We start from the raw sequence: 26,689 nt of genomic DNA on the forward strand, positions 1-26,689 counted from the left end.
ATTTAAAATTTAATTCATCTATTGTGGGCCAATCTGCAGCAATAATATTATTTCATCAACCATTCATCACTAAAAACTAAATAATTGGTTTATAAACTTTTATTATTGCATTTGGTTAAATGTTTTACATGGCAAATAAATTTTCTTTCCTGTATAATAATGAAAATCAAAGTACTTCTTTTTATACTTTCTATCCTATTATTTGCTTTTACTTTTGATGATGAATGGATTAAACAGCTATCGCTTAAATTTAGTCGTTATCAAAACTCCTTTCCACAGGAAAAAGCGTATTTACACCTTGATAAGCCCTACTACACCGCTGGAGAAACCATTTGGTTCAAAGCCTATTTAGTAGAAGCCAATACCCTCACACCCGATACAGTGAGTATCCCACTTTATGTAGAACTCATTGATAATCAGAAAGGTAAGCTCATTGACAAGAAAATATTAAAGCTAGAAAATGGTAGTGCAGCAGCCGATTTTCTACTACCCGATAGCATTCAAGCAGGGTATTACAGACTACGGGCATATACTAATTGGATGCTCAACTTCGATGAAAACTTAATTTTCACTAAAGATTTTAAGGTTTTTAGACCTAGTCAAGAAGAAAATACCACAAAGCTCAACCCACAAGAAATTGATTTTCGTTTTTTCCCTGAAGGTGGGCACCTAATTGAAGGCATGGAAAGCAGACTTGCTTATAAAGCAGTCGATGCACTCGGCAATGGCCTTGATATTACAGGCGTCATATTAGACCAAAATAGTGATACGATTACCTCCTTTGAGAGCGAGCATTTAGGCATGGGGTTCGTCAATTTCAAGCCTGAAACTGGTAGTACCTATACTGCTAAAGTTCATTATCGTAATATTTACGAAAAAACGGTCGAATTACCCTTACCCGAAAAAGAAGGTATTATGCTAGGGATTGAATCTGTAGTAGATAAAGAAAATATTAGAGTTTTTATCAGTCACAACTTTTCGAATCCTACCAATTTGGTTATTGTCGGACAAGCCCGAGGGGAAATTTTATATCTAGCAAAACCTACGCCCGACAAACGGAAAGTTATGCTCAAAATTTCGAAAAATAAATTTCCTGAAGGTATTACTCAATTTACAGTTTTAAACGACAAAGGTCAACCTTTATGCGAGCGAGTGATTTACATCAAACATGATAATCAACTGAATATCAATCTAGTATCAAACAAAACCAAGTATAATAAAAGAGAAAAAGTAACGCTTGATATTGAAACTACTGATACCAAAGGGCAGCCTATTTCTGCCGATTTATCTGTTTCTGTTACTGATGCAGGGCAAGTTTTGGAAGCTCCTTATGCCGAAAATATATGGACTTATTTACTCTTAGATTCAGATATTAAGGGGAGAATAGAACAACCCGCTTATTATTTTGACAATTCGAACATCAATGCAAACCGCCATTTGGATATACTTATGATGACTCAAGGCTGGCGACGCTACCGCTGGAATGATATTCTGAAAGATGAATTCCCTCAACCTAAATTTAACTTAGAAAGAGGCATAAGTTTATCGGGCGAAATTAGTCGTTTAAATGGTAAAGTCTTTGAAAAACCTGTTAACCTAACTTTTATGTTTTCGCTGAAAGACAGTACCAAACTGTTTGGTATGGGTTTAGCAGGAAAAGAAGGAAATTTTATGATTGAAAACCTAAACTTTGTTGATTCTGCACAAGTAATCATACAAGCAATTGCGGGTAATAATAATCGAAATACCAAGATTTTTATCAATAAAAACTATGCTCCTAAAATTCAAGTAGTAGCCATTCCTTTCAATTCCGTTACATTCGATGTAAAAGAATTAGCCGATTATCTTCGTCGTACAAAAGAGGCCTTAGATTTCGAACGTTCTCTACGCTTCAATAAAGCAATTCTTCTCAATGAAGTAAAAATCAAAGCCAAGAGAAACGTACAAGACCGAGATAGTAGAGTATTATACAATCAAGCTAACAAATCGCTCAAAGTTGACCAAACCATGATTGGCTACAACAATGTGCTTGACCTACTTCGTGGACGAATTGCTGGGGTACAAGTTTCGGGAAGTGCCAACGACCCCGTAGTTACAATTAGAGGAGCATCATCATTTACAGGCTCATCAGAACCATTGTTTTTGATAGACGGAATTCGTACTGAAAAATCTACCATTTTAATGATTCCTGTAACTGATGTTGACCGCGTTGATGTATTAACAGGTGCCGAATCTGCCATCTATGGTATGGGAGCTGGCAATGGTGTGATATCTGTTCTAACCAAACGAGGCAACCCCAACTACGATTACAGTAATGATAAAGCAGCTGGCATCGAGGCTATCAGCATTGCAGGATATTATCCGACAAAAGAATTTTATGCCCCAAAATACGATGAAATTCTACCAGAACATGCACGTCCTGATTTTCGCTCAACAATTTACTGGGCTCCAAAAATCAGAACAAATGCCAATGGTAAAGCACAAATAAGCTATTTTAATAGCGATGCCACAAGCAAAGTCAACGTATTACTTCAAGGAATAAGCACCAGTGGTATACCGATTGTTGCAAAACATACTTATGAGCTTGGTAATTAAGAGAAGATAAGAGCAGCTTTGACGAAAAGTATTGTATAATAAACGAAAAATTGTACTTTTGTTGAGAATGATTTCAGTTTTCCTATTGTCTGATTTCTCGAAAAATCTTCGTCAAAACTATTAAAATGATTTCAAAGAAAGCTAAATATGCCCTGAAAGCCCTCAAAGTACTTTCGGAAAGATACGAGTCGAAGCAACCCATTTTGATTGCTGATATTGCTGAACAAGAGAGTATTCCAAAAAAGTTTTTGGAAGCAATATTACTGGAATTGCGTAATAATGGCATTCTGCATAGCCAAAAAGGAAAAGGAGGTGGGTATCAACTACGCATGCCACCCGAGCAAGTAACCATTGCCAAAATTGTTCGTATTATTGACGGCCCTATTGCCCCGATGCTTTGTGTTTCATTACACTTTTATGGAAAATGTGACGATTGTGCCGATGAAAAGACTTGTAAGATTAGGCCAATTATGGAAAAAGTGCGTGATGCCAATCTATCGGTTTACGAGAATACAACTTTGAAAGATTTGATGGATTTTCCAGAAGAAGAAAGTAAGTAATTCAAGCATTTGAAAAAATAGATTTTAACACTTAAAGGCTTAAGCCCATTTATCTAACACGCATATTTCTGGCCTTTCGTACTCAATATTTCAATAAAAATTGGCACGAAAGATTAAATCTTTCGTGCTAATTTTATCATAATTATTTTTAGAACTGATAAACAACGGCATTACAGTGCATACCCGCCCCTACTGATGCCATCACTACTTTCATACCAGGTTTGATGCCATAGCCCGTTAACTCACCTTTACGAATCAAATCGAGCATCGTTGGCACCGTAGCAACAGATGTATTTCCTGTAAAATCAATGGTTGTTGGAATTTTCCCTTCAAAAGAAAGCCCCTCAATATTATACATTTGAGCCAAGTTATTAGCAAAAGCATGAAGCATCTTACCATTAGCTTGGTGGAATAAAAACATATCCACATCAGAGGCATCCAAACCAGCCTTATCAAGTGCTTTTTTAATTACTTTAGGCACCCAAACAGTAGCATATTTATACACATCTTTACCATTCATCTTAAATAATGTAGGTAAGTTAAGTTCTTTATTATAAGAACCACTCAAATAAATACAAGAAACATCTTCTTGAGCATGTGAATAGGTAGCATAGGAAATGATGCCTGTTTGTGCTGAATCTTCAGCAGAAATAATAGCCGCACCACAACCATCGGCTAAAATCATTGAATCTAAATCATGCGGGTCGAGTAATCTCGAGGCTACCTCTACACCTACTACCAAAACATTGGTAGCATCACCCATCTGAATAGCCTGATGTGCCTGAATGACACCTTGAATCCAACCAGGGCAACCAAAAAGTATATCATAAGCAAAACACTCATGATTGCTGATACCTAAACTATTTTTAAGCAATGCAGCCATGTTAGGCACTGTATGAAAACCTAATTGGCCTTGGAGCATATTGCCCGCATTATGTGCTACAATTACTCCATCTATCTGATTTCTTTCAATACCAGCATCGCTAATGGCCGCTTCGGCCGCTTTAGTCATCAACGGCACAGAACTCTCATTTTCTGGAATATATCTCCTCGATTTTATACCAGTAATAGACTCCAATTTGGCTACAATTTCTTCGGTGGGCTTTGGATTAACCGTACCGTCAGCATCCATGAATTGTCTATCCAAAAAATAAGAATTTTCAATGATTCTTTCGGGTAAATGACACCCCGTACCCTTAATTATTGTTTTCAATGTTTTGTTGTTAATAAAGTTTCTTATATTGGTAGTGGTATGAATTTATTTACGAGATTTTTTGCTTTTAGAACCCTCTCTCTGCACAGAAATAGTTGATATTGTATTTTTTACCTTAATCTTGGGTAAAGTTTTAGGTTCTTCAAGCATTGGTAAACTATCTTTTACAGCTTCTATTGGTTCTAAATCTACCGCGATACGTGGGTCGAGCAAAGTAGTAGCTTGCTTTAGCCAAGGGTAGGTATTTACAGGAAATGGGTTACCATTTTCGTCAATTCTAAGGTAGGTCATGTGTAAATGGGTATCAGAGCGAGGCATAGCTGCATTAAAGCCCGTGCGGCCAACTAATGCTATTTTTTGGCCAGCTCGTACTAACTGTCCAGTCTTTACATATATTTCACGTTGATGAGCATAATACCAAAGTCCACCATTATTAGTATCGTATATCCAAATATAATTTCCTCCACGATACTCACTTCCTAGTTGCCAGTTATTTTCAGTAGCCACCACTACCCCATCAGTTGTCGAGAGTACCGCTACATAATCGCCCGTGCGGTCATCTCTACAATCTTGGTCTTTATCTTTCATGAAAATATCATGTGCAGGATGACTACCTTTTTTTGTTTGGTCGAACAAGTCATAACCGCGTGGGCGATACCCACTTCCATAACCGCCAACTGCTCTAAAATCAAAGCCCATTAATGGAAAACAAAGATTTACACTCGAAGAATCATAACGAGCTAATGGATACGATTTTTTCATGACAAACATCATTTCTTGAAATTGCTCACGAGCATGTTCTGGACTTAGTTTGTATTCTCGAATATCAACCAATAATTGCTTGAATCCGTTAATTACACTCATGTATTCTTTATAGGAAACGGTGGAAGAGTCTTTCTGTAGTAAAAGAAAGTTGAAACAAAATACCAAAATTTTAATCATGCTTTTCAATAATCGCCGCTTGGTTTCTGGCACGAATTTAAGAAAATCCTACCCAAAATTGGCTACCGAAGTCTAAAAACTTACCTTTTACTAAAATATTTATAAGCATAATTATACTTTTCTAATATATAATTTCATTAATTTACTATTAAATAAGATTTAAGTTCATTTTAATTTAGATTTATTTAATTTTGCAGTTGAACCAAAAAAGATACGTATAATGATTAAAAACTATTTCATTGGTTCGTTGTTTGTCATTTTATCGTTATCGAGTTTTGCCAGTTTGGCTTCTTTCGCCGACGATGCTCCCACCAAAAAGAAGTCTACTTTAGTAACTGAAGTGCCGATTGACGATTCTTATCTTAAATTAGCCAACGACATTCAGCGATACGCAAAAAAATTTATAGGAACACGCTACCGAAGAGGTGGAAAAGCAGCCAAAGGCTTCGATTGCTCTGGTTTTGTTGGATATGTATTCAAGAAATTTGGGATGAAATTAGGTGCTAGTAGCCGCGAAATGTTTGGGCTTGGCTATCACGTAGAATCATGTACGGCTTTACCCGGAGATTTAATCTTTTTTAGAAGAGGGAAAACACCCAAAAGTGGTATATCACACGTGGGAATAGTGGTAGAATCTAATGAAAAAGGTGTCAAGTTTATTCATTCTGCTTCCAGTAAAGGCGTGACTATCAGCCATTTGAAAGACCCCTACTATTCATCACATTTTGTGTGCATCAAACGAGTGATTGATACTTGTAAATGAAAGAGAGGATACATAATATCCTCTCTTTTATCTTATATTTTTTTAAAAGCTGCTTTAGTCGTCTCAAGTATGAGACCCGCTCCTACAACAATAATAGCAAAAACCGTTGTCCAAACAATAAAACGATGATATTCGGCAGCACCAATGCGTTGTATGATAATGCCAAGAAAAGCCCAAAGCACTGCAGCCCCAATAAAAGCATTGTGAAGCCTATTTAAGGCCCAAGTGCTTATCAATCCACCTATTAAAACCATCAGACAGGCCCAAAATTCTTCAGTTTTACCTAAAGCATTCCAACCCCAAAAGACCAACACCGCTGTTATATTAGCAATAGTTGCAATACAAATCCAACCTAAATACAAACCAAACGAAGCTTTCACTACCATCGGTACGTTTACATCATGGATTTTACTCAAATAACTTATTCGGCCAACAATATCTATCAATGTGATTAGGAGTAAAATCATAATTATAACCGATAAAAACAGATTTTCATAGTGCCAGTAAATAATCCAAAGCATATTAAGGATACAACTTACAATAAACCTAAAACCAACTTTATCAACCAAAGCATGAGTCGATGAATCGGTATTTTTAGTTAGTAAATATTTGCTCTGCTTAATACAAAAAAACAACAATAAAAGATAAATAATACCCCATATTGAAAAGGTGATGCCCGCTGGCACAAATAAGTTAGGATATTGCCCTGAAAGTTGACCAGTAGTTTTACCATTGAAAGGTAAAGCATTGGCCAAGTAATTAGTAACTAACATCGCTAAGAAAAAGCACCAATTGAGTATCTGTAAGGTTTTTACACCGACTTTTTTTGCTAAAGTATTCATGATGTTATTATACAATTTGACTCCACTTTATTATTAAATCAACCATTTTTAAGTATTTCCCTTCCCTAACGAATTGGTCTTGACCATATATCCAGTAGGTTTAAAGTTTTATACCATAGTAAGCATGTAGATAATTTTCCACAAAAATCAAGGTTTTAAGCGTTTTATTCATTCAACTTGTTCTACTAAGTTAGTGGCATAAATTTTTTATATTTTTTGGTACTTTTTCTCAATTTATATAAAAAACCATATTATTTATCCACTAATCTTAAAGCACCTAAGCTAATACGCTTATTATTGCCTTAGTCTATTGTCTTTCTTTTTCAGATAAAATCATAGAAAAAAGATATTAATTTTCTGAATATGCGTTTGGAATTTGTTCACATTTAAACAAATAAAATCCATGGAAACTATCATTGTAATCATATGTTTGTTATTAGGTCTCATCACCTCATTATCGCTCATTTTGTTTTCAGAACAATTTAGTCTATTTGTAACGGATAAAAGTGAAGTAAACTTAGATTGGAATCAAAGGCAACAATTCTTTAAGAAAATAAAAAACAATTTTGCCAGAATTAAACATATTCATACTTAAGTATAAAGAATACTTTTCTTACTGAAGCCAAATTTTCATGGCTTTATGGTCATTAGTTAATCTACCTAAAATTCGATATTTAGATTTTTGGAGAGTAACTGAAGTATGTGCATTTTCGTTGATTACAGCAAATGGAAACCTTCCGCTGGCATGAATAAAACGGAGGTTTTGCTGAGTTTTCAGTAAAAAACCTGTGTGAGTATCTAATCCAACGACATACAGCCCATCATCTATTTGGCCTACCGACTCAATGAAATCTTCAAATTCATAAGCACTATAACGTTTAATTGATTTAATTGAAACTAACTCTTTTATCATCTCTTCCGACGCTACTTGTGCCAAACGATTTCGGTCGATTTCCATTCCTAAATCTTCTAAAACTGTAGTTACAAAATACCCACAAGCAATTTCCCCTTCACCTGGTGTGTGCGTTTGCCCATAAAAAGAATAACGAGTTCCATACCAAAAAGGCATTAAGTTCCGAAAATGCTGTATGAATACACGGTCGAGATTAGGTTGTTTATCAGAATCCAATTTATTTCGCTCGCTACTTAATCGAAGTAAAGTGTATTTATATTTTTTTGGCGTGAAGTAAAATTGGTGGTATCCCCACAAGATAGGAGTTCGCTTCATGAAATAAATATACACCAAAGCCAATAGAAGCATTGATACAATCGTGAAGTACTTGATATAATTGCGGCGTATAGGCATGAAATATTTGAATATTTACTGAGAGCAAAATGTGCCCCCAGTGTTGGCTACCAAAAGAAGATGTAACACATTTGACAATTACAAAAATAGCCATTTAGACAAATACCTTTTTTTATTCTTTAGCTTTTTTCGTAAAAAAACAAAGCAAAAAAATGAATACGTCAGAGGAAATATTGATGTTGGAAAAGGAACGAAGAATTCAAATAAGAACTAATGAATATAAATACATAACGATAAAGTATATTACTTGTATTTATTAGAGAGAAGTATCCAAAATATCTATTCTTTTAGGGAAGTCTTCGCTCAGAGCGAAGACTTCCCTAAAAATACTAAAAAAACAGCGAACTCACCAAAAGGTAAATTCGCTGCTTGATATAAGAGTTGTCCGAAGACTACTTTTACAAATTCATTTTCTTCAACTCACTTACAGCAAAATCTGCTGCACGAGCAGTAAGAGCCATATAAGTAAGCGATGGATTTACACAAGATGCTGAAGTCATGGCAGCACCGTCTGTCACAAATACATTACTTGCACCCCAAACTTGATTATTAGCATTTAACACCGAAGTTTTAGGGTCACGACCCATACGTGCAGTTCCCATTTCATGGATACCGATACCTGGGTTTTTGCTGCGGTCATCATAAGTTTGGATATTTTTCATACCCGCTGCATCAAGCATTTCAGCCGCTTCATTCATCATTGCAACACGCATTTTTAGAGCATTTTCGCCCCAAGCTGCATCAAATTCAACAACTGGCAAGCCCCATTTATCTTTTTTATCAGAAAGTGTAAAACGATTGTTTGAATCTGGCAATGTTTCTCCGAAACCACCAATATTAAACGACCAAGGTCCTACTTCAGTCATTGATTCTTTAAAATCAGCACCAAAGCCATCCATTTGGCCACCACGACCCCAACTTGAGCGACTCGCACCACCTTGATAACCAAAGCCACGTACGAAATCACGTTTTTTATCACTTCCCCAGTTGGTAAAACGCGGAACATAAATACCATTGGCACGACGACCATAATAATACATATCTTCGAAACCTTCGTAAGTACCAGAAGCACCAACTGCTAAGTGGTGGTCCATTATATTACGGCCTAATTGGTCAGACTCATTACCTAAACCATTAGGGTGAGTTTTAGATTTCGACTGCATCATTATCCACGCAGAGTTGATAGCTGAAGCATTCAAGAAGATAATTTTTGCGAAGTATTCGTATTCTTCTTTTGTATTTTGGTCAATGGCTTTAACTCCCACTGCTTTACCTTTTTCATCATCGAAGATTACTTGGTGAACAATCTTATCAGTTGTAAGCGTCAGATTTCCTGTCTTATTAGCAGCTGGCAATGTAGCCGATTGTGTACTGAAATAACCACCATAAGGGCAACCACGCATACAAGCATTACGGAACTGGCAAGAAGCACGCCCTAAATCCGTTTGAATTTTGGTTGGAGCCGTTAAGTGAGCAGTACGGCCAATTGTTACGGCACGTCCACCAAACTTTTTAGCAACAACTGATTTAAATTCTTTTTCCACGCAGTTCATATCCATTGGTGGTTGGAAGTTTCCATCAGGTAAAACATCCAAACCTTCTTTCGAACCACTTACTCCGATAAAACTCTCTACATAACTATACCACGGAGCTAAATCTTTATAACGAATAGGCCAATCAATACCATGACCATCTTCTAAGTTTGCGGTAAAATCACGTTCGTTCCAACGATAGCTCTGGCGTCCCCACATTAATGAACGTCCACCAACATGATATCCACGAATCCAGTCGAAGCCACGTTTTTCTGAGTATGGATTTTCTTTATCATTTTCAAACATATTGCGGTGTTCTTCACGGCCTGTATAACCCGTACGTACACTTGCCCAATATTGCTCTCTAGCCATATTATCCATGTTTCCACGGTGAGGAAAATCCCACGGATTTTTCATAGCATTTTCATATCCTTCTACGTGCTTAATATCACGTCCACGCTCAATCATTAATACTTTTAAGCCTTTCTCACAAAGTTCTTTAGCAGCCCAGCCGCCTGATATCCCCGAACCTACAACAATGGCATCGTAGGTCATTTGTTCTTTTACTTTACCTTGAATATTCATCAGATTGAATAGATTATTTTTAGTATTTTTTGCCTAAAATCAGTTTAAACTTTCAAATAGTTTTAGCATTTACTCGCCTAAACATACTACATTAATTATAATGCCCATGCTTTTTGGCCAGGAGTCATTTTTACACATCCTTCATATTTACCCGGAACCTCTACATAAGCCAAAGCTTGTTTACAGCCGATTTCTGATGTGAAATACCCCATAAGAGTAAGTTCTTTCATTAGTTTAAAGAACGGAACAGGCGGTGCCTCTGTTTTTCCTTTAGCCTCTTTTGTTAAACCAGTTTCTGAATCTACCATTTTCTTTGCCGACTCATTTTTCTTAGCTTCATCATTAGCAGCGGCTTCACATTTTTTCAAGATTGCCACTTGTTGTTCAGGTGTGCTTTCCAAAAACTTCTTACCACTAGCTTTTTTCGACTCCTCTTCTACGGCATCTAAACCTTTCACGAAATGCTCTTGCTGAGCAGCAGAATAACAATCTTTCAACATCATTTCTACAAACGGCCCTACGCCTGCTTCTTTAGCCCCTGGTGTTGAGGTTTTAGGAATGATAATCTCGGCGATTTCGGCAACCAACGTTTTATAGTCAGTCGATAGAGCGAAAGATGAAGCCGCTTCTGAGGCAGGATTTGATTTGCAGCCTTCCAGCATTGCAATCATTGTTGGGGCAGACAAAGCACCTCCCATCAGGAAGGCAACTCTTTGTATGGCATCTCTTCTATTCAATGTTAGATGTACTTTTAGGATTGAGAAATAATTTTAAGGGGTGAAATTACGAAAGAATAACTTGTCTATGCAAGTTAAAACCAACGAAAATTCTAATATTCGCTTTTTAACACTTCGTTTACAGCATTTGTTTTTAATCTCTAAACAATGTTCACTTCTTACAAAATCTTGTTTTTTTACCAAATAATCAAATTCAAAAAACAACAAACACACATTCAAAAATAGCACTTAACGAGATGAATTAGTATTTAAGTACCTATTTTTAAAATATTTTTTTCATTTTTTTTCGATCAATAAATTTTTATTTCTAAAAAAAATTCTACATTTGTGTCGTTAAATTAATTACACCAAAGATTAAAATTTGGTACAATTTTTTCTGTGTAGTTTTATTGATAAAATAAGGTGTATTATTAATTTAGTCAAGTGTGTGCGAATATGAAATATATCTTCTATTTTCATCTTTAAAATAATTAAAGTAGATGCTTCATTGCTGACAAAATAAACTTAATTTTATATCAAATCCGTACGCTTGAAAAGCCTCTTTTAAGCGTGCCCCACATTTATAAAAAAAATCCCCTTAGAGGTCAGGGGTATATGCTCATGAAAATAGCTGTTGTAGGAACTGGATACGTAGGATTAGTAACAGGTACTTGTTTTGCAGAAACAGGCAATCAAGTTACTTGTGTTGATATCGATGAACGTAAAGTTGAAAAACTTCGTAAAGGTAAACTAACTATTTATGAACCGGGCTTGGATATAATCTTCGACCGAAACACAAAAGAAGGTCGCTTGATGTTTACAACAAACTTGGCAGAAGGAATCAAAGATGCACAAGTAATTTTCTTAGCACTACCTACACCTCCAGGAGAAGATGGTTCAGCTGACTTAAAATATATTTTAGGTGTAGCTAATGACCTTGGCCCATTGTTGGAAAACTATACAGTAATTATTGATAAAAGTACAGTACCTGTTGGTACAGCAGAAAAGGTACGCGAACGCGTTGCTAAAAATGCTAAAGTTGAGTTTGATGTTATCTCGAACCCTGAATTTTTGCGTGAAGGTGTTGCCGTTGAAGACTTCATGAAACCAGACCGTGTGGTAATTGGAACAAGTTCTGATAAAGCAAAAAAAGTAATGGAAAAACTTTATGCACCATTAGTACGTCAAGGGAATCCGATTATCTTCATGGACGAACGTTCGGCTGAAATGACTAAATATGCTGCCAATGCGTTCTTAGCGATGAAGATTACATTTATGAACGAAATTGCTAACCTTTGCGAAAAAGCAGGTGCAAACGTAGATGATATTCGTCGTGGTATCGGTACTGATAGCCGTATTGGTAAGCGTTTCTTGTTTGCTGGTATTGGTTATGGTGGAAGTTGTTTTCCGAAGGATGTACAAGCTTTAGAAAAAACAGCCGCTGAACACAATTACGATTTCAAAATCTTGAAATCTGTAATGAAGGTAAACGAAAAGCAAAAAACTAAGATGATGCCATACGTAAAGGAATACTTCAATGGCGATTTGAAAGGAAAAACTATTGCACTTTGGGGATTGGCGTTCAAACCACATACTGATGATATTCGTGAGGCTCCAGCTCTCTACAATATCAAAGAGCTACGTAAGGCTGGTGCTAAAGTAGTGGTTTATGACCCAGAAGCTATGGAAAATGTACGTGGGGTGGTTGGTAAAAAAGTAAAATATGCAAAAAGTACATACGAAGCTATTGAAGGTGCAGATGCGTTGATGATTATGACCGAATGGCCTGAATTCCGTACACCTGATTTTGACAAAGTTGGTTCAGCTTTGAAAAATAAAGTTATCTTTGATGGACGTAATCTTTACGAATTAAAAGATATGCGTGAATTGGGCTACACTTATTACTCAGTTGGTAGAGAAACTGTAAAATAAGATAGCACGCCTTCTCTAAAGGGAGGTAAAATTGAATAATTCGGAGAAAATTTCATAAAAAGACATTTAAACAAAAGCTTCCCTTTAGGGATTTGGGTGTATATGAAAAGAGTATTAATAACAGGAGGTGCTGGTTTCTTAGGGTCGCACCTTTGCGATAGATTTATCAAGGAAGGATACTATGTTATTGCAATGGATAATCTCATCACAGGAGATTTACGCAATATCGAACATTTGTTCAAGCATCCAAACTTTGAGTTTTATCACCACGATGTAAGTAAATTTATTCACGTACCTGGTGAATTAGATTATATCTTACATTTCGCTTCACCAGCAAGCCCAATTGATTACTTAAAAATTCCAATTCAAACCTTGAAAGTAGGTTCTTTAGGTATTCATAATTGCTTAGGTTTGGCTCGTGTAAAAAAAGCAAGAGTAATTATTGCTTCAACTTCTGAAGTTTATGGAGACCCTCAAGTTCACCCACAAACTGAAGATTATTGGGGACACGTAAATCCAGTTGGACCACGTGGTGTATATGATGAAGCCAAGCGTTTCCAAGAAGCGATGACAATGGCTTACCATACTTATCATGGTTTAGAAACTCGCATCGTACGTATTTTCAACACTTACGGCCCACGCATGCGTTTGAACGATGGCCGTGTATTACCTGCATTCATCGGACAGGCTTTACGTGGCGAAGACCTTACTATCTTTGGTGATGGTACGCAAACACGTTCATTCTGCTACGTTGATGATTTAGTAGAAGGCATTTATCGTTTATTACTTTCTGATTACGCTTATCCAGTAAATATTGGCAATCCTTCAGAAATAACGATGAATGAATTTGCAGAAGAAATCATTAAGTTAACAGGAACTGACCAGAAGATTGTTTATAAGCCTCTTCCGAAAGATGACCCTAAACAACGTCAACCGGATATTACTAAGGCAAAGGAAATCTTAGGCTGGGAACCAAAGGTTAGTCGAGCAGAAGGCTTGAAATTAACTTACGAATATTTTAAAAGCCTACCGAAAGAACGACTTTTTGAAGAAGTTGCTCATCGTGATTTTAATAAAAAATAAAAACTTAGGGAGTCTTTTTTCAAAGGCTCCCTTTTTTATCTCTTAACCCGAACGACACTTGTGTATTGGCCTCTAATAACAATCTCTTGGCCATCAACTACAATTTTCACCGCCTTGTTGGCTGGATTGTGCCCCCAGTAGGCAGTATAAAGAATATCATTACTATCATTATCTCGTTTTTTCATGACCAATGGGTAGCCTCTAATAAATGCTTCTGTTGGTAATTTATCATCTCCTGTTACTCCACGCCCATCAGGCAATGTAATATCTGGATATTCAATTGGCGTATTAGCTTCTAGAATATCTTTATTCATACTCATGGCCCAAACACCAGCCATCAACCAATCAATATTTTTCTGTGATTGAAAAGGATAGCTTGAAAGCCTATCACCAAATCTATTTTCACGGTATTTCTCAACGTCTAAATCCATTCCTTTACTACCCCATAAATCAGGATTATCAACTTTTGTGTTAGGGTCACTCCATAAATCTATCCCATCGAGCCACATTCCCCAAACACCCCAGCTTTGCATCAAATCAGGTGGAACAATTGGTTTTATCTTGACCCTGATTACCTCACCATTAGAAGTACGATGCGTTTGCTCGCCCAATTGCCAATCTAGGGTCTCTACTTCGTGCCAAATATTAGCTAAGGCTTTTTTATTAGGTTCTATTTTCTTTGAAACTAAACCCTCGGTCATTAAATGATAAATCATACCTACATTACGAAGGTCATTACAATAATTACCCACTTGCGAAATGGTTACCGATTCCCTCACACTATTCCAAACATTTCGGGTAGGCAGATTAGGAAATGTACGATTATATGCCTCCCAACCACCGCCTTGCCATTTGAGCACATTCGAAAAGCCTTGTGTATCTTTTTCACCTTCCAATTTCGCTCTACTCATTCCTCTAGGATTCAAACTCCAAATAGCAAATTCACCCCTTGCTTTTTGTTGCTTGAGTTCTTGTAAAGCAAAACCAATTTTACCAATATTTTTGCTACTATTCCAAACGCCAATCGGTTCAAAATTTAGACTCAAATAACCAGTTTGTACGTTTGGTGCCACCACATTCGCAAAGTTTCTACGCAAAATATTCGCATCTACTCTATCGAGCCATTGATTCACCGCTTCTTCGGTTGTTGTATATGCTTTAGGACAACCTGCCTCATAAAGCCAAGAATCATAATCCATCCAAGATTTTTGGGCTGGATTGGGTGCATTAAGTAAGTAATTCACTCCTCTTTTAAAAGCTTTTTCGCCATTTATATCTGTTCCAGAAACATAGGAAAACTTTACAATTTTTCCTTTTGGAAGCGAAAATTCAGGGAAAGAGTCATAGAAATCTGGCAAAATACTTTCACTCACAAAACTGGATGGATTCCAATAATAAATGGCATTCCCAACTGTATCGGTGGCAGGACGTTTTCCCGGCACTGTAATATATTGTTGAAGCCAATTTTTGCTATTCCAATGCTTACCCTTTTCGGTATAAACTTCAATCACACTAAGGTCGAAGCCCGCTAATTCTGATACATCTAAATTTTGTAAGGACACAGTACTGGGCTTTTCACCTAAACCAATATAAAAACCTTTTTCGTAATTTCTATCATTCATAAATGGTCGATTCCAAAATTCATCACTTAATCGACCATTGTTTACTGATAAACGAGAGAGAACCTCTTTTACTGAGCCATCAGCTCTTAAAAAATTGAATCCATCGCTTACTTTTGGAAAACCAGAAAATTTTACTTCAATATTTTTACCTCGACGAATCGAAGTAAGTAAAGGTGCTTGTGTTTGGGGCAAAGAGTTTGTTTTTTCCTGTGGAATTTTAGTTGTATTTTCTGCTTGCGGTAAACTCGAAGGTTTGGTAGCATTGGCATCAATGGCTTTCTGACCACACAAAATCATTATTGTGCCATCGGCGGCGGTTTGAGCTATACAAAATTTGGGTATTTCAAAACTTTTGGGCATTTCAAGGCCTCCATTGGCTGTTGGTTCGGCAAAATATTGGTAGTATTTTTTATAATCACTCACCACATCTCTACGGATAAGCATATTTGCTCCTCTTACCACAAAATTATCCATTTCTCCTTGAATCACATACATTTTATCTCCCGCCATCCACGCTCGCAATGGCTGGTTCGTGACCTGCCATTTCCCAATAATTTGTCCGTGACGTGGGCGTAATATTAAATTCCGAAATTGAGCCGAAGCCTCAAAAACGATTAAGAATAAGCAGAGAAAAGCCCCAATTTTTTTCATTGAAAATATCATTTGTAATAAATATCAAAGTTATGAACTTTCAACGAAAACAAACCGAATTCTATTGGCAAAGGCTTTTATGAATGATTTACATCGAAGCTCAATTTTTTTTTTCTGTATATTTGGGGCTAACTTCTTAATCTTTCAACCTTCATGAAGAAAACGCTTTACCTTATTTTATTTTGGATTAGTTTTTACCCTTTATTGGCTCAGACGCCACAAAGCATCATTCCAATAGAAACAAATGATAATGCTCTTGTACTTCACATTGATAAAGATAATCGTGTAGGTGTGATTTATTTCGGCAAAAAAATCAGTCAAAATGCTGAATATGAAACCCTTGCAAAATCGTTGAAATACAAAGATGATAATGCTGGAATTTATAATTCGATTTATACACCCAGCGGAACTTGGAGTTTGGTAGAATCTGCACTAGAAATCTTACATGCAGATGGCAATACTTCAACTGAGTTGAAATTTGTGAGCCATAATATTGAAAAGATTGATGCCAATGTTACGCAAACAAATATCGTTCTCCGAGACCCAGTTTATGAAACTCAAGTAACTCTTTCTTTTAAAAGTTATTCCAAAGAAAATATTATTGAGCAGTGGAGTACGATTAAAAACCAAGAAAAAAATACGATAACACTAAAAAAATATGCTTCGGCCAATCTGTATTTCATTGCTAAAGACTATTACTTACATCATTATCACGGAAGCTGGGCGAGAGAAATGAAACCCGAAGACACTAAGTTAACAGCGGGCATCAAAACGCTTGATTCTAAACTTGGTACAAGAGCCAATTTATATCAGCCGCCAACCTTTATGCTTTCATTCGATCGCCAAGCGACCGAAGATGAAGGGAAAGTTTTACTGGGCACTTTAGCTTGGTCTGGAAATTTCAAGATAGATTTTGAAAAAGACTCTTATCGAAATCTCCGACTCATCGCTGGTATAAATCCTCATGCTTCAGCGTATTCATTGGCAGCGAATCAAGAATTCCAAACACCTTCGTTTATTTATACGTATTCAGAAAATGGCAAAGGTGAGGCCAGCAAAAATATGCACAATTGGGCAAGAAAATATAGAATTTTAGATGGTCAAGGTTCAAGGCTCACCCTTCTCAACAACTGGGAAGCGACTTATTTTGATTTCGATGAAAACAAACTTACCGGTTTGTTTAAAGGTGCGAAAGATTTAGGCGTCGATATGTTTTTGTTGGATGATGGTTGGTTCGCTAATAAATACCCTCGAAATGGCGACAATGCAGGTTTAGGCGATTGGCAAGAAAACAAGAAAAAACTACCTAATGGCATAGGATATTTGGTAAAAGAAGCCACCAAAGCTGGCGTAAAATTTGGGATTTGGGTAGAACCCGAAATGGTTAATCCAAAATCAGAATTATATGAAAAACACCTCGATTGGGTAATTCGTGAGCCAAACAGACCAGAAACATATTTCCGTAATCAACTTCCACTCGATTTATCTAACCCTGATGTACAAGATTATGTATTTGGTGTACTAGACAATCTTTTTACCAAAAATCCTGAATTAGCTTTTATCAAATGGGATTGCAACGCTGTAACTTATAATGCACATTCAATGTATTTAGAGAAGGCGAAACTCCCGCAATCTCATTTATACGTTGAATATGTACGTGGTCTTTACAAAGTTCTTCAACGTATTCGAGCTAAATATCCAAAAGTACCTATGATGCTTTGCTCTGGTGGAGGTGGTCGTGTTGATTATGAAGCTTTAAAATATTTTACCGAATTTTGGGTTTCAGATAATACGGACCCGATGGAACGCATTTTTATGCAATGGGAATATTCTTACTACTACCCAGCTATTGCCCAGTGCAATCATATAACTGATTGGAGCAACGTAGGAATCAAATTTCGTACAGATGTGGCCATGATGGGCAAAATGGGGTACGATATCGTGGTAAGCAAATTAGATGAAAAAGAACTGGTATTCAGTCAAAATGCTCTAAAAAACTATAATAATCTTAAAGAAATCATTTGGCATGGCGATATGTATAGATTAGTCAATCCATTTGAAAATCAGATGGCCTCTGTACAATACGTAAATGAGCAAAAAGACCACGCCGTTATGTTTAATTATTTAGTAGATAATCGTTATGACCTAACATCACTTCTATCGACTACTAAACTCAAAGGTCTTGATGCCAAGAAAAAATACAAAATCAAAGAAATAAATATTTACCCCGGCACAAAATCTACCATTAATGAAGAAATCATTTATTCGGGCGATTATCTAATGACAATCGGAATCAATCCAAACCTTTCTAATCGCCGAACCAGTGTTGTACTCGAAATCAATGAAGTAAAATAATACTATAATTCCTTTTGATTTTTTTCGTTTTTACAAATGCCACTTTCCTCGGGTTAGTGGTATTTGTGCTTATTAATCTTTATTAATTTAGACTTGTATGTATCTTTTTGGTCGTATTTTTGTCTGATTCATTTAAGTTAAAATCAACATTTCAGTAAAAATTAACATTCATTTAGCAATAAAGAAGTACTTATAAAACACTACTACATGAAAAAATACTTATTCATCGCTTTAATGGCTTTGACTAGCTTCGTACAAGCACAAACACTTTTAGAAGACCAATTCCACTTCAATTTCTTGGCATTAAACCCAGCTTTTGCAGGAGCGAAAGGAGCATTTGGCATGAACGCCATGTTGGGAAATCAATTTAATGGCACTATCCGCCCTCAACAAATATATCAACTTTTTTCAACCGATGGCCTCATTCAACAAGGAAATGGAGGCTTAGCATTACAGGCATACAATAGTAATATTGCGGGCTTCAATAATTCAGGTGTAAAGGTAGATTATGCTTACCGCAAACAATTTGGCGATTTGTTTTCGGCAGCTATTGGTGCAGATGCAGGGTTTATTTACCAACCAACCCTTATTTCGGGTTTAGGAATCAAACAAATGTATCCGTATGCGGGTGTAGGTGGTTTGTTGAGTGCTAAACATTTTTATGTTAGCCTTTCAAAACCCGTCCTTTTTATCAATGACGAAGGACTTTTCAATAGTAAAAAACCTTTTTACTCAATGCTTGGTTTATCATTAGGTGAATACGATGGCATTATGTTTAACACCAGTGCTTTGATAGAAAGCAATAAGGGTGTGGGTAATAATTTTTATCTAACGGGTAAAGCTTGGTTTGCTCGTAAGTTTGGTTTGGGTATTGTATATAGGTCGCAAGAGCTTTTAAATTTCAACTCTCGTGTCAATAAAATTATTCCAATGGCCGAATATCAAGTTTCTGATGCAATCCGTTTGGGAGCTTCGTATGATGCCAAACCCATTAATTATTACATAGGCACAGCATCTAGTAATTTTCAACAAAGAGGTATTTTACAAATTTATTTTCGCTATGAAGGAAGAGGTGATGAACGCAACGAAAACCGTCTGAAATACTACTAAAAATACGCTTAAAGTCTCTATATGTAGTTAAATTTTCAAAAATTGCACAATTCCAATAAATTATTTACCATAAATAATCGAGCATTTATTTATCTATTTGAATTTTGCAAAAAAAATGTTACATTATAGAATACGTACTGTAACTTTGCGAAGTTTATAAAGTTAATTCATTTTCGATATATACCATAGTTCAATGGACCAATTTTCATACATAGCCAATGCCGATGTAGCAGCATTGGACGCTCTTTATCAACAGTACAAAGAAAATCCAACATCAGTTGACGAAAGCTGGCAAAACTTCTTCAAGGGTTTTGAGTTCAACCAAACATTTAACGGTTCTGGTGTTTCTTCCAATGGAACAAGTACGGCTCGCCCAGTAAGTGCAGAGCATACCCGCAAAGAAATGGAGGTAGTTCACTTAATTCGTGGATACCGCTCTCGTGGGCACCTACTTTCAAGTACCAACCCAATTGGTGGCCGTAAAGACCGTCAACCAATGCTTGATCTTGCTGACTTTAACTTATCAGAAACAGACCTCGATACCGTATTTGAAGCAGGTATTGAACTTTTTGGTGAACCAGCAACGCTACGTAAAATTGTTGACGCTCTCAAAAAAGTATATCTTGGAAAAATAGGTTTTGAATATTTATACATCAGAGATAGAAAAGCGAAAAACTGGTTACGTAAGAAAATTGAAAACGAATACTTGTATTTCGACCCAACTCGTGAACAAAAACTTCGCATTTTCGAGAAATTGAACGAAGCGGTAAATTTCGAAAACTTCATTCACACAAAATTCTTAGGTAAAAAGCGTTTCTCGCTCGAAGGTGGCGAGTCAACCATTCCTGCTCTTGATATTGCTATCAACCGTGGTGCTGAATTAGGGGTTGAAGAAGTTGTAATCGGTATGGCTCACCGTGGACGTTTGAATGTGTTGACAAACATCATGCAAAAGCCTTATGAGCAAGTATTTAATGAATTTGAAGAAAACGTAACGCTTGAATCATACAGCGATGGTGACGTGAAGTATCACATGGGCTACACCAGCCAAGTGGAAACACCAGAAGGACACCGTGTAAGTTTGAAACTCATGGCGAACCCTTCGCACTTAGAGGCGGTAAACCCAGTTGTGGTGGGTTACGCACGTGCCAGAGCCGATGCTCACTTCGAGAAAGCGGCCGTAAAACCAAACGACCGTGATGATATTTACGACAAAGTATTACCAATCTTGATTCACGGCGATGCAGCGGTAGCAGGTCAGGGTATCGTATATGAAGTAACCCAAATGTCGAATCTTCCTGCCTACTATACAGGGGGAACGCTTCATTTTGTAATCAATAACCAAGTAGGTTTCACAACTGATTTTGATGATGCTCGTTCAGCAATATATTGTTCAGACATCGCCAAAATCATTGATGCTCCAATCTTCCACGTAAACGGCGACGACCCAGAAGCAGTTGTGTACGCTATGAAATTGGCTACTGAATTCCGTCAAGAATTCAACCGTGATGTTTTTGTTGATATGGTTTGTTACCGTAAATACGGCCATAATGAGTCAGACGAACCACGTATGACACAGCCGACGATGTACAAAACCATCGACGCTCACGCCAACCCACGTGAAATCTATTTAAAAGAGTTGATGACCCGTGGTGAAGCTGATAGCCAATTTGCCGAAGAAATGAAGAAAAGTTTCGAGGGCGAATTACAAGACCTTTTGGCGAAGGTAAAGCAAAAACAATTGCCTTACCAAAAACCAAAACTAGAAGAGGCTTGGGCAAAACTTCGTCGTTCAGTTCCAGAAGATTTCGACCAGTCGCCTGCAACGGGTATTTCGCAAGAAGTAATCGAAAAAGTTGGAAAAGCTCTCTCAAATGTTCCTGCTGACTTCAAGCCATTAAAGCAAATCGAAAAGATTTTAGATGAAAGAAAAGCAATCTTTGCTCAAGAAAAACCATTCAACTGGTCAGTGGGTGAATTAATGGCTTACGGTTCAATTCTAAATGAAGGAAAATTCGTTCGTTTCACAGGTCAAGACGTTCAACGTGGTACATTTACTCACCGCCACGCCGTATTACACGATTCTGAAACTAACAAAAACTATAATAACTTAGCTCATTTGGGCGAAGGACAAGGCAAATTCGAGATTTATAACTCATTATTATCAGAATATGGTGTAATGGGCTTCGAATATGGATACGCAATGGCTAACCCAGATGCTCTTGTTATTTGGGAAGCACAATTCGGTGATTTTGCTAATGGTGCTCAAACCATGATTGACCAGTTCATTTCGGCAGCAGAATCGAAATGGAACTCAATGAATGGTTTGGTGCTTTTATTACCTCACGGCTACGAAGGTCAAGGACCTGAGCATTCAAATGCTCGTCCAGAACGTTTCTTGCAATTAGCTGCTGAATACAATATGTACGTTTGTACTTGTACTACGCCAGCTAATATCTTCCACATGTTGCGTCGTCAGTTGGCAGTTCCTTTCCGCAAGCCTTGTGTTCATTTATCTCCAAAATCAATGTTGCGTCACCCATTGGCGGTTTCACCGATGAGCGATTTTGCCGAAGGTACATCATTCCAAGAAGTAATTGGCGATAAATACGCTGACCCTAAAAAGGTAAAACGTGTATTACTTTGCAGTGGTAAAGTTTACTACGATTTACTGGATAAGCAACAAAAAGAAGGCCGTTCAGATGTAGCTATAATAAGAGTTGAGCAATTACACCCATTTCCTAAAAAGCAATTAAACGCTGAATTGGCTAAATACAAGAAACCAGAAATCATTTGGGTTCAAGAAGAACCTGAAAACATGGGTTATTGGTCGTTTATCTTACGTGAATTCCCTGAAATCGGCTTAAGTAATGTTGTGGCTCGTAAATCAAGTGCTTCACCAGCAACTGGCTTCACTAAAGTTCATGCAAAAGAACAAGCCGACATCATTGAAAGAGCATTTGCAGCAAAATAAAACCAAAGAAACTAAGTTAGCCTTAGTAATTGTTGAGATAAAATAAAAGAAGAAAAATAGATTCATCATGGCAATAGAAATGAAAGTCCCTTCGGTGGGCGAATCAGTAAGCGAAGTAACCATCGCTTCTTGGACAAAAAAAGACGGTGATTTAGTGAAAATGGACGAGGTTATCTGCGAATTAGAGTCAGATAAAGCTACTTTCGAATTACCCGCCGAAGCCGACGGAATTCTAAGAATAGTAGCTCCAGAAGGAACAACCCTTCCAATTGGGGCATTGATATGTAAAATCGAAGCTGCGGGAAGTACAGCAGCAGCAGCTCCTGCGGCAGCTGAAGCTCCAAAAGCAGTGGCCGAAGCACCAGCAGCTCCAGTTGCTACGAAAGTAATTGATGTAGTTGTACCAGCAGTTGGTGAATCAATTTCAGAGGTTACCATTGCTGCTTGGAGCAAAAAAGAAGGTGATAGCGTAAAAATGGACGAAGTTATCTGCGAACTCGAATCAGATAAAGCTACTTTCGAATTACCTTCACCAGAAAATGGAGTATTGACAATCGTTGCACAAGCGGGTCAAGTTGTACCAATTGGCGGAGTAGTAGCTAAGATTACAGTTGGCGGCTCTCAGTCGGTAGCGGGCGGCGTTCCGCTTAGCAGTCCTCAACCAGTAGCACCTGTAACTCAGAACTCAGAACTCAAAACTCAGAACTCAGAAAACTATGCAGCAGGTCATCCATCACCAGTAGCAGCGAAAGTTTTAGCCGAAAAAGGTATCGACCCTGCTTCTGTTCAAGGTACAGGTGTAGGTGGACGTATCACGAAAGACGATGCAGTAAAAGCTGAAAAACCAGCAGTTACTCCTGCACCACAAGTCGCAAAACCAGCAGCCACTCCAGCTGCAGCACCTGCTTCAGAAGAAGGAAGATCGTCTCGTCGTGAAAAAATGACTTCATTGCGTAAGACAATCGCCAAACGTCTGGTGGCAGTAAAACAAGAAACAGCGATGCTCACAACCTTCAACGAGGTTGACATGAAACCAATCATGGATTTAAGAGCAAAATATAAAGATAAATTCAAAGAAGTACACGGCGTAGGTTTAGGCTTTATGTCGTTCTTCACGAAGGCATGTGCCATTGCGTTGAAGGAATTCCCTTTGGTAAATTCATACATCGATGGCGATGAAATCGTGTATAACGACTATGCCGATATTGCAATTGCGGTTTCTGCTCCACGTGGTTTGGTTGTTCCAGTAATTCGTAGTGCAGAAAAACTAAACTTCGCTCAAATCGAGTCAGAAGTAGTTCGTTTGGCGGTAAAAGCACGTGAAAATAAGTTGACAATTGAAGAAATGACTGGAGGTACCTTCACAATTACCAATGGTGGTATCTTTGGTTCGATGCTTTCTACGCCAATTATCAACGCTCCACAATCAGCTATCTTGGGTATGCACAACATCGTTGAGCGTCCGGTAGTAGTAAATGGAGAAATCGTTGTTCGCCCAATTATGTACGTGGCTCTTAGCTATGACCACCGCACCATTGACGGAAAAGATTCGGTTAGTTTCTTAGTAAGAGTAAAACAACTCTTAGAAGACCCTACTAGAATTCTTTTGGGTGTGTAAGCATAAAACTTTGTAAACAATGCCTAAATGGGAGTATCGAACATTGACTGTTAATAGAAATGAAACTAACAAATTCATAGACCGACTGAATACACTCGGTGAGGAAGGTTGGGAGTTAATTTCAACTTTTACAATCGAAAGCAAATCGGTAGGCTTGTTTGATAGTGGCTCTGAAACTTCTGGAATTGTAGCGGTTTTAAAACGAGAAAAAGAATAAAATGAAAACATCAACTTTCATAACGTCAAATCCTGACATCTTGATGGGAAAACCTACCATTACAGGAACACGTTTGGCTGTGGATATGATTTTGGAGAAATTAGCGTCTGGACAAACAGAACAACAATTACTCGAAGATTATCCTCGATTAACTCATGAGGCAATTCAAGCTGTTTTACTATTTGCGGCCGAGACTGTTCGTGAAATGAAAGTTTACTCAATAGCTTCATGAAAATTGTAGCTGATTAAGGAATTGAGAGTAAAATTGTAGCCAAACTAAGACAAAATGGCTATAATGTTCTATACATTGCAGAGTCATTTCCATCAATTTCGGATACAGAAGTTTTGCAAATTACTTTAAATGAATCAGCTATCTTGCTCACAAAAGATAAAGATTTTGGTGAATTAATTTTCAAGCTAAAATTTACTCATAAAGGCATTGTACTTGTAAGGCTCAGTGAAAATATGAGTTCGTTTGATAAAGCCGAAATTATATTAAAGGCATTTCAAAAACACTTTGAAGAGTTTGAAGAACATTTTTCAGTTATTGACGAAGAGTTTATCAGAATTAGATAAAAATATCTCATAAAAGAGATGAATAATAATATGCAATACGACGTAGTAGTAATAGGCTCAGGGCCTGGTGGATATGTGGCGGCGATTCGTTCGGCACAATTAGGCAAAAAAGTTGCCATCATCGAAAAATATAATGTTCTGGGGGGAACATGTCTGAACGTTGGATGTATTCCATCAAAAGCCCTCCTCGATTCTTCTGAGCATTTTTATAATGCTACACACCATTTCGCTGACCACGGTATTGAGATTTCTGCTCCAGTAGCAAATCTTGGTAAAATGATTGGCCGTAAAAATGGTGTTGTTGAGAAAATGAATGCTGGTGTAAACTTCTTGATGAAGAAAAACAAGATTACGGTTTACAACGGACTAGGTTCATTCGTTGACAAAAACACCATCAAAATCACTAAAACTGATGGTTCAGAAGAAACCATTACTACCCAACAAGTAATCATTGCCACTGGCTCGAAACCTACGATTCTTCCTTTCATGAATTATGATAAGAAAAGAATCATTACGAGTACTGAAGCCTTGAATCTTCAAGAAATTCCGAAGCACTTAATCGTAATTGGTGCGGGTGTAATTGGTGCTGAATTAGGCTCGGTTTACGCTCGTTTAGGTGCGAAAGTTTCATTTGTAGAATTTGCCGATTCGATGATTCCGACAATGGATAAAACCATGGGTAAAGAACTACAAAAATCTGTTAAGAAACTCGGTGCTGATTTTTATTTCAATACGAAAGTAACGAAAATTGAAAATTCAGGCGAAGAAGTAACCGTAACTGCAGAAGCTACCGACGGAAAACCAGTTGAAATCAAAGGTGATTATTGCTTGGTTTGTATCGGGCGTAGAGCTTACACTGATGGCTTAAACTTAGAAGCTGTTGGGGTTGCTACAGACCGTGGTAAAATTGTGGTTGACGAACACACTTTGGAAACAAATGTGAAAGGCATTTATGCCATTGGTGATGTGATTCGCGGGGCGATGCTTGCTCATAAAGCTGAAGAAGAAGGTGTTTTTGTAGCAGAAGTAATGGCTGGACAAAAACCACATATCAATTATAACCTAATTCCGGGTGTAGTTTATACTTGGCCAGAAGTAGCTTCAGTTGGTTCAACCGAAGAAGAACTCAAAACTAAAGGTGTAGCTTATAAAACTGGTAATTTCCCATTCAAAGCATTGGGTCGTGCAACTGCTAGTGGTGATACTGATGGTTTAGTGAAAATCTTAGCTGATGCTGCTACTGACGAGATTTTGGGCGTTCATATTATCGGAGCAAGAGCTGCCGATATGATTGCTGAAGCCGTAACAGCCATGGAATTTAGAGCAAGTGCTGAAGACATCGGTCGTATTTCGCACGCTCACCCAACTTATATGGAAGCAGTAAAAGAGGCCGCATTATCTGCTACTGCCAACCGTGCGATTCACTCGTAAGAAATAATCAATCAATTAAGTATAGAAAAGCCTTCTGCAAAAGCGGAAGGCTTTTTATTTGCTATC

21 protein-coding genes are annotated in these 26,689 nt (G+C 37.4%); 14 read left to right on the plus strand and 7 right to left on the minus strand.

Annotated features, from left to right (window positions below; translation table 11 throughout):
* Positions 1–159: 159 nt before the first annotated feature.
* Both EMTOL_RS03290 and EMTOL_RS03295 read left to right on the plus strand, forming a co-directional pair.
* Entirely contained in the window at positions 160–2,595 is a 2,436-nt protein-coding gene (locus tag EMTOL_RS03290; RefSeq protein ID WP_015027845.1) for a TonB-dependent receptor plug domain-containing protein, read from the plus strand.
* Between the two features lie 125 nt (positions 2,596–2,720).
* Complete coding sequence (locus tag EMTOL_RS03295; protein ID WP_015027846.1) at positions 2,721–3,155, plus strand: RrF2 family transcriptional regulator; 435 nt, start codon at positions 2,721–2,723, stop codon at positions 3,153–3,155.
* 148 nt (positions 3,156–3,303) lie between these two features.
* Here the strand turns inward: EMTOL_RS03295 and EMTOL_RS03300 are convergent, their stop codons facing one another.
* Positions 3,304–4,368, minus strand: a complete 1,065-nt coding sequence (locus EMTOL_RS03300; protein WP_015027847.1) for a 3-oxoacyl-ACP synthase III family protein — start codon at positions 4,366–4,368, stop codon at positions 3,304–3,306.
* Between the two features lie 45 nt (positions 4,369–4,413).
* Positions 4,414–5,232 carry a M23 family metallopeptidase gene (locus EMTOL_RS03305; RefSeq protein ID WP_015027848.1) on the minus strand — a complete coding sequence of 273 codons (819 nt, stop codon included), beginning with the start codon at positions 5,230–5,232 and terminating at the stop codon, positions 4,414–4,416.
* A gap of 298 nt (positions 5,233–5,530) precedes the next feature.
* Between EMTOL_RS03305 and EMTOL_RS03310 the strand changes: the two genes are divergently transcribed.
* On the plus strand, positions 5,531–6,073 hold the full coding sequence (locus EMTOL_RS03310; RefSeq protein ID WP_015027849.1) for a C40 family peptidase: 543 nt from the start codon (positions 5,531–5,533) through the stop codon (positions 6,071–6,073).
* 32 nt (positions 6,074–6,105) lie between these two features.
* Here EMTOL_RS03310 and EMTOL_RS03315 read toward each other — a convergent pair whose 3' ends face one another.
* Positions 6,106–6,915, minus strand: a complete 810-nt coding sequence (locus tag EMTOL_RS03315) for a TspO-related membrane protein (protein ID WP_015027850.1) — start codon at positions 6,913–6,915, stop codon at positions 6,106–6,108.
* A 403-nt stretch (positions 6,916–7,318) separates the two neighbouring features.
* On the opposite strand from EMTOL_RS03315, the gene EMTOL_RS22340 reads away from it, so the two are divergent.
* The gene (locus EMTOL_RS22340; protein ID WP_015027851.1) at positions 7,319–7,510 is read left to right on the plus strand and encodes a hypothetical protein; all 192 of its coding nucleotides are present in this window, start codon (positions 7,319–7,321) and stop codon (positions 7,508–7,510) included.
* Positions 7,511–7,528: 18 nt separating this feature from the next.
* Here the strand turns inward: EMTOL_RS22340 and EMTOL_RS03320 are convergent, their stop codons facing one another.
* From EMTOL_RS03320 to EMTOL_RS03335, 3 genes are all read right to left on the minus strand, one after another.
* On the minus strand, positions 7,529–8,221 hold the full coding sequence (locus EMTOL_RS03320) for a hypothetical protein (RefSeq protein ID WP_015027852.1): 693 nt from the start codon (positions 8,219–8,221) through the stop codon (positions 7,529–7,531).
* 398 nt (positions 8,222–8,619) lie between these two features.
* The gene (locus EMTOL_RS03330; RefSeq protein WP_015027853.1) at positions 8,620–10,338 is read right to left on the minus strand and encodes a GMC oxidoreductase; all 1,719 of its coding nucleotides are present in this window, start codon (positions 10,336–10,338) and stop codon (positions 8,620–8,622) included.
* 95 nt (positions 10,339–10,433) lie between these two features.
* The gene (locus EMTOL_RS03335) at positions 10,434–11,075 is read right to left on the minus strand and encodes a gluconate 2-dehydrogenase subunit 3 family protein (protein WP_015027854.1); all 642 of its coding nucleotides are present in this window, start codon (positions 11,073–11,075) and stop codon (positions 10,434–10,436) included.
* A 600-nt stretch (positions 11,076–11,675) separates the two neighbouring features.
* On the opposite strand from EMTOL_RS03335, the gene EMTOL_RS03340 reads away from it, so the two are divergent.
* The gene (locus tag EMTOL_RS03340) at positions 11,676–12,986 is read left to right on the plus strand and encodes a UDP-glucose dehydrogenase family protein (RefSeq protein WP_041693860.1); all 1,311 of its coding nucleotides are present in this window, start codon (positions 11,676–11,678) and stop codon (positions 12,984–12,986) included.
* Positions 12,987–13,088: 102 nt separating this feature from the next.
* Positions 13,089–14,069, plus strand: coding sequence for a UDP-glucuronic acid decarboxylase family protein (locus EMTOL_RS03345; RefSeq protein ID WP_015027856.1), 981 nt, complete (start codon positions 13,089–13,091; stop codon positions 14,067–14,069).
* Between the two features lie 35 nt (positions 14,070–14,104).
* On the opposite strand, the gene EMTOL_RS03350 is transcribed toward EMTOL_RS03345, so the two are convergent.
* Positions 14,105–16,342: a hypothetical protein gene (locus EMTOL_RS03350; RefSeq protein WP_015027857.1), complete on the minus strand. Its 2,238-nt coding sequence runs from the start codon at positions 16,340–16,342 to the stop codon at positions 14,105–14,107.
* Positions 16,343–16,495: 153 nt separating this feature from the next.
* Between EMTOL_RS03350 and EMTOL_RS03355 the strand changes: the two genes are divergently transcribed.
* From EMTOL_RS03355 to lpdA, 8 genes are all read left to right on the plus strand, one after another.
* A complete protein-coding gene (locus EMTOL_RS03355) occupies positions 16,496–18,697 on the plus strand; it encodes an alpha-galactosidase (RefSeq protein WP_015027858.1) in 2,202 nt (733 codons plus the stop codon).
* 207 nt (positions 18,698–18,904) lie between these two features.
* Positions 18,905–19,807: a type IX secretion system membrane protein PorP/SprF gene (locus EMTOL_RS03360; RefSeq protein WP_015027859.1), complete on the plus strand. Its 903-nt coding sequence runs from the start codon at positions 18,905–18,907 to the stop codon at positions 19,805–19,807.
* A gap of 193 nt (positions 19,808–20,000) precedes the next feature.
* Positions 20,001–22,781, plus strand: a complete 2,781-nt coding sequence (locus EMTOL_RS03365) for a 2-oxoglutarate dehydrogenase E1 component (protein WP_015027860.1) — start codon at positions 20,001–20,003, stop codon at positions 22,779–22,781.
* A 67-nt stretch (positions 22,782–22,848) separates the two neighbouring features.
* Complete coding sequence (gene odhB, locus EMTOL_RS03370) at positions 22,849–24,399, plus strand: 2-oxoglutarate dehydrogenase complex dihydrolipoyllysine-residue succinyltransferase (RefSeq protein ID WP_015027861.1); 1,551 nt, start codon at positions 22,849–22,851, stop codon at positions 24,397–24,399.
* A 19-nt stretch (positions 24,400–24,418) separates the two neighbouring features.
* Positions 24,419–24,616, plus strand: coding sequence for a DUF4177 domain-containing protein (locus tag EMTOL_RS03375; RefSeq protein ID WP_015027862.1), 198 nt, complete (start codon positions 24,419–24,421; stop codon positions 24,614–24,616).
* 1 nt (position 24,617) lies between these two features.
* The gene (locus EMTOL_RS03380) at positions 24,618–24,848 is read left to right on the plus strand and encodes a DUF433 domain-containing protein (RefSeq protein WP_015027863.1); all 231 of its coding nucleotides are present in this window, start codon (positions 24,618–24,620) and stop codon (positions 24,846–24,848) included.
* Positions 24,849–24,880: 32 nt separating this feature from the next.
* Positions 24,881–25,192, plus strand: a complete 312-nt coding sequence (locus tag EMTOL_RS03385; protein ID WP_305953285.1) for a DUF5615 family PIN-like protein — start codon at positions 24,881–24,883, stop codon at positions 25,190–25,192.
* Positions 25,193–25,222: 30 nt separating this feature from the next.
* Entirely contained in the window at positions 25,223–26,623 is a 1,401-nt protein-coding gene (gene lpdA / locus EMTOL_RS03390) for a dihydrolipoyl dehydrogenase (RefSeq protein WP_015027864.1), read from the plus strand.
* Positions 26,624–26,689: the final 66 nt, after the last annotated feature.

Origin of the sequence: Emticicia oligotrophica DSM 17448, from assembly GCF_000263195.1 — a bacterium.
Taxonomy (GTDB): domain Bacteria; phylum Bacteroidota; class Bacteroidia; order Cytophagales; family Spirosomataceae; genus Emticicia; species Emticicia oligotrophica.

Bases quoted from the DNA above. Each gene is read 5' to 3' on its own strand.
- EMTOL_RS03290 (WP_015027845.1), top strand. From the start codon at position 160: ATGAAAATCAAAGTACTTCTTTTTATACTTTCTATCCTATTATTTGCT.
- EMTOL_RS03295 (WP_015027846.1), top strand. From the start codon at position 2,721: ATGATTTCAAAGAAAGCTAAATATGCCCTGAAAGCCCTCAAAGTACTT.
- EMTOL_RS03305 (WP_015027848.1), bottom strand. From the start codon at position 5,232: ATGAGTGTAATTAACGGATTCAAGCAATTATTGGTTGATATTCGAGAA.
- EMTOL_RS03310 (WP_015027849.1), top strand. From the start codon at position 5,531: ATGATTAAAAACTATTTCATTGGTTCGTTGTTTGTCATTTTATCGTTA.
- EMTOL_RS03315 (WP_015027850.1), bottom strand. From the start codon at position 6,915: ATGAATACTTTAGCAAAAAAAGTCGGTGTAAAAACCTTACAGATACTC.
- EMTOL_RS22340 (WP_015027851.1), top strand. From the start codon at position 7,319: ATGGAAACTATCATTGTAATCATATGTTTGTTATTAGGTCTCATCACC.
- EMTOL_RS03320 (WP_015027852.1), bottom strand. From the start codon at position 8,221: ATGCCTATACGCCGCAATTATATCAAGTACTTCACGATTGTATCAATG.
- EMTOL_RS03330 (WP_015027853.1), bottom strand. From the start codon at position 10,338: ATGAATATTCAAGGTAAAGTAAAAGAACAAATGACCTACGATGCCATT.
- EMTOL_RS03340 (WP_041693860.1), top strand. From the start codon at position 11,676: ATGAAAATAGCTGTTGTAGGAACTGGATACGTAGGATTAGTAACAGGT.
- EMTOL_RS03345 (WP_015027856.1), top strand. From the start codon at position 13,089: ATGAAAAGAGTATTAATAACAGGAGGTGCTGGTTTCTTAGGGTCGCAC.
- EMTOL_RS03350 (WP_015027857.1), bottom strand. From the start codon at position 16,342: ATGAAAAAAATTGGGGCTTTTCTCTGCTTATTCTTAATCGTTTTTGAG.
- EMTOL_RS03355 (WP_015027858.1), top strand. From the start codon at position 16,496: ATGAAGAAAACGCTTTACCTTATTTTATTTTGGATTAGTTTTTACCCT.
- EMTOL_RS03360 (WP_015027859.1), top strand. From the start codon at position 18,905: ATGAAAAAATACTTATTCATCGCTTTAATGGCTTTGACTAGCTTCGTA.
- EMTOL_RS03365 (WP_015027860.1), top strand. From the start codon at position 20,001: ATGGACCAATTTTCATACATAGCCAATGCCGATGTAGCAGCATTGGAC.
- odhB (WP_015027861.1), top strand. From the start codon at position 22,849: ATGGCAATAGAAATGAAAGTCCCTTCGGTGGGCGAATCAGTAAGCGAA.
- EMTOL_RS03375 (WP_015027862.1), top strand. From the start codon at position 24,419: ATGCCTAAATGGGAGTATCGAACATTGACTGTTAATAGAAATGAAACT.
- EMTOL_RS03380 (WP_015027863.1), top strand. From the start codon at position 24,618: ATGAAAACATCAACTTTCATAACGTCAAATCCTGACATCTTGATGGGA.
- lpdA (WP_015027864.1), top strand. From the start codon at position 25,223: ATGCAATACGACGTAGTAGTAATAGGCTCAGGGCCTGGTGGATATGTG.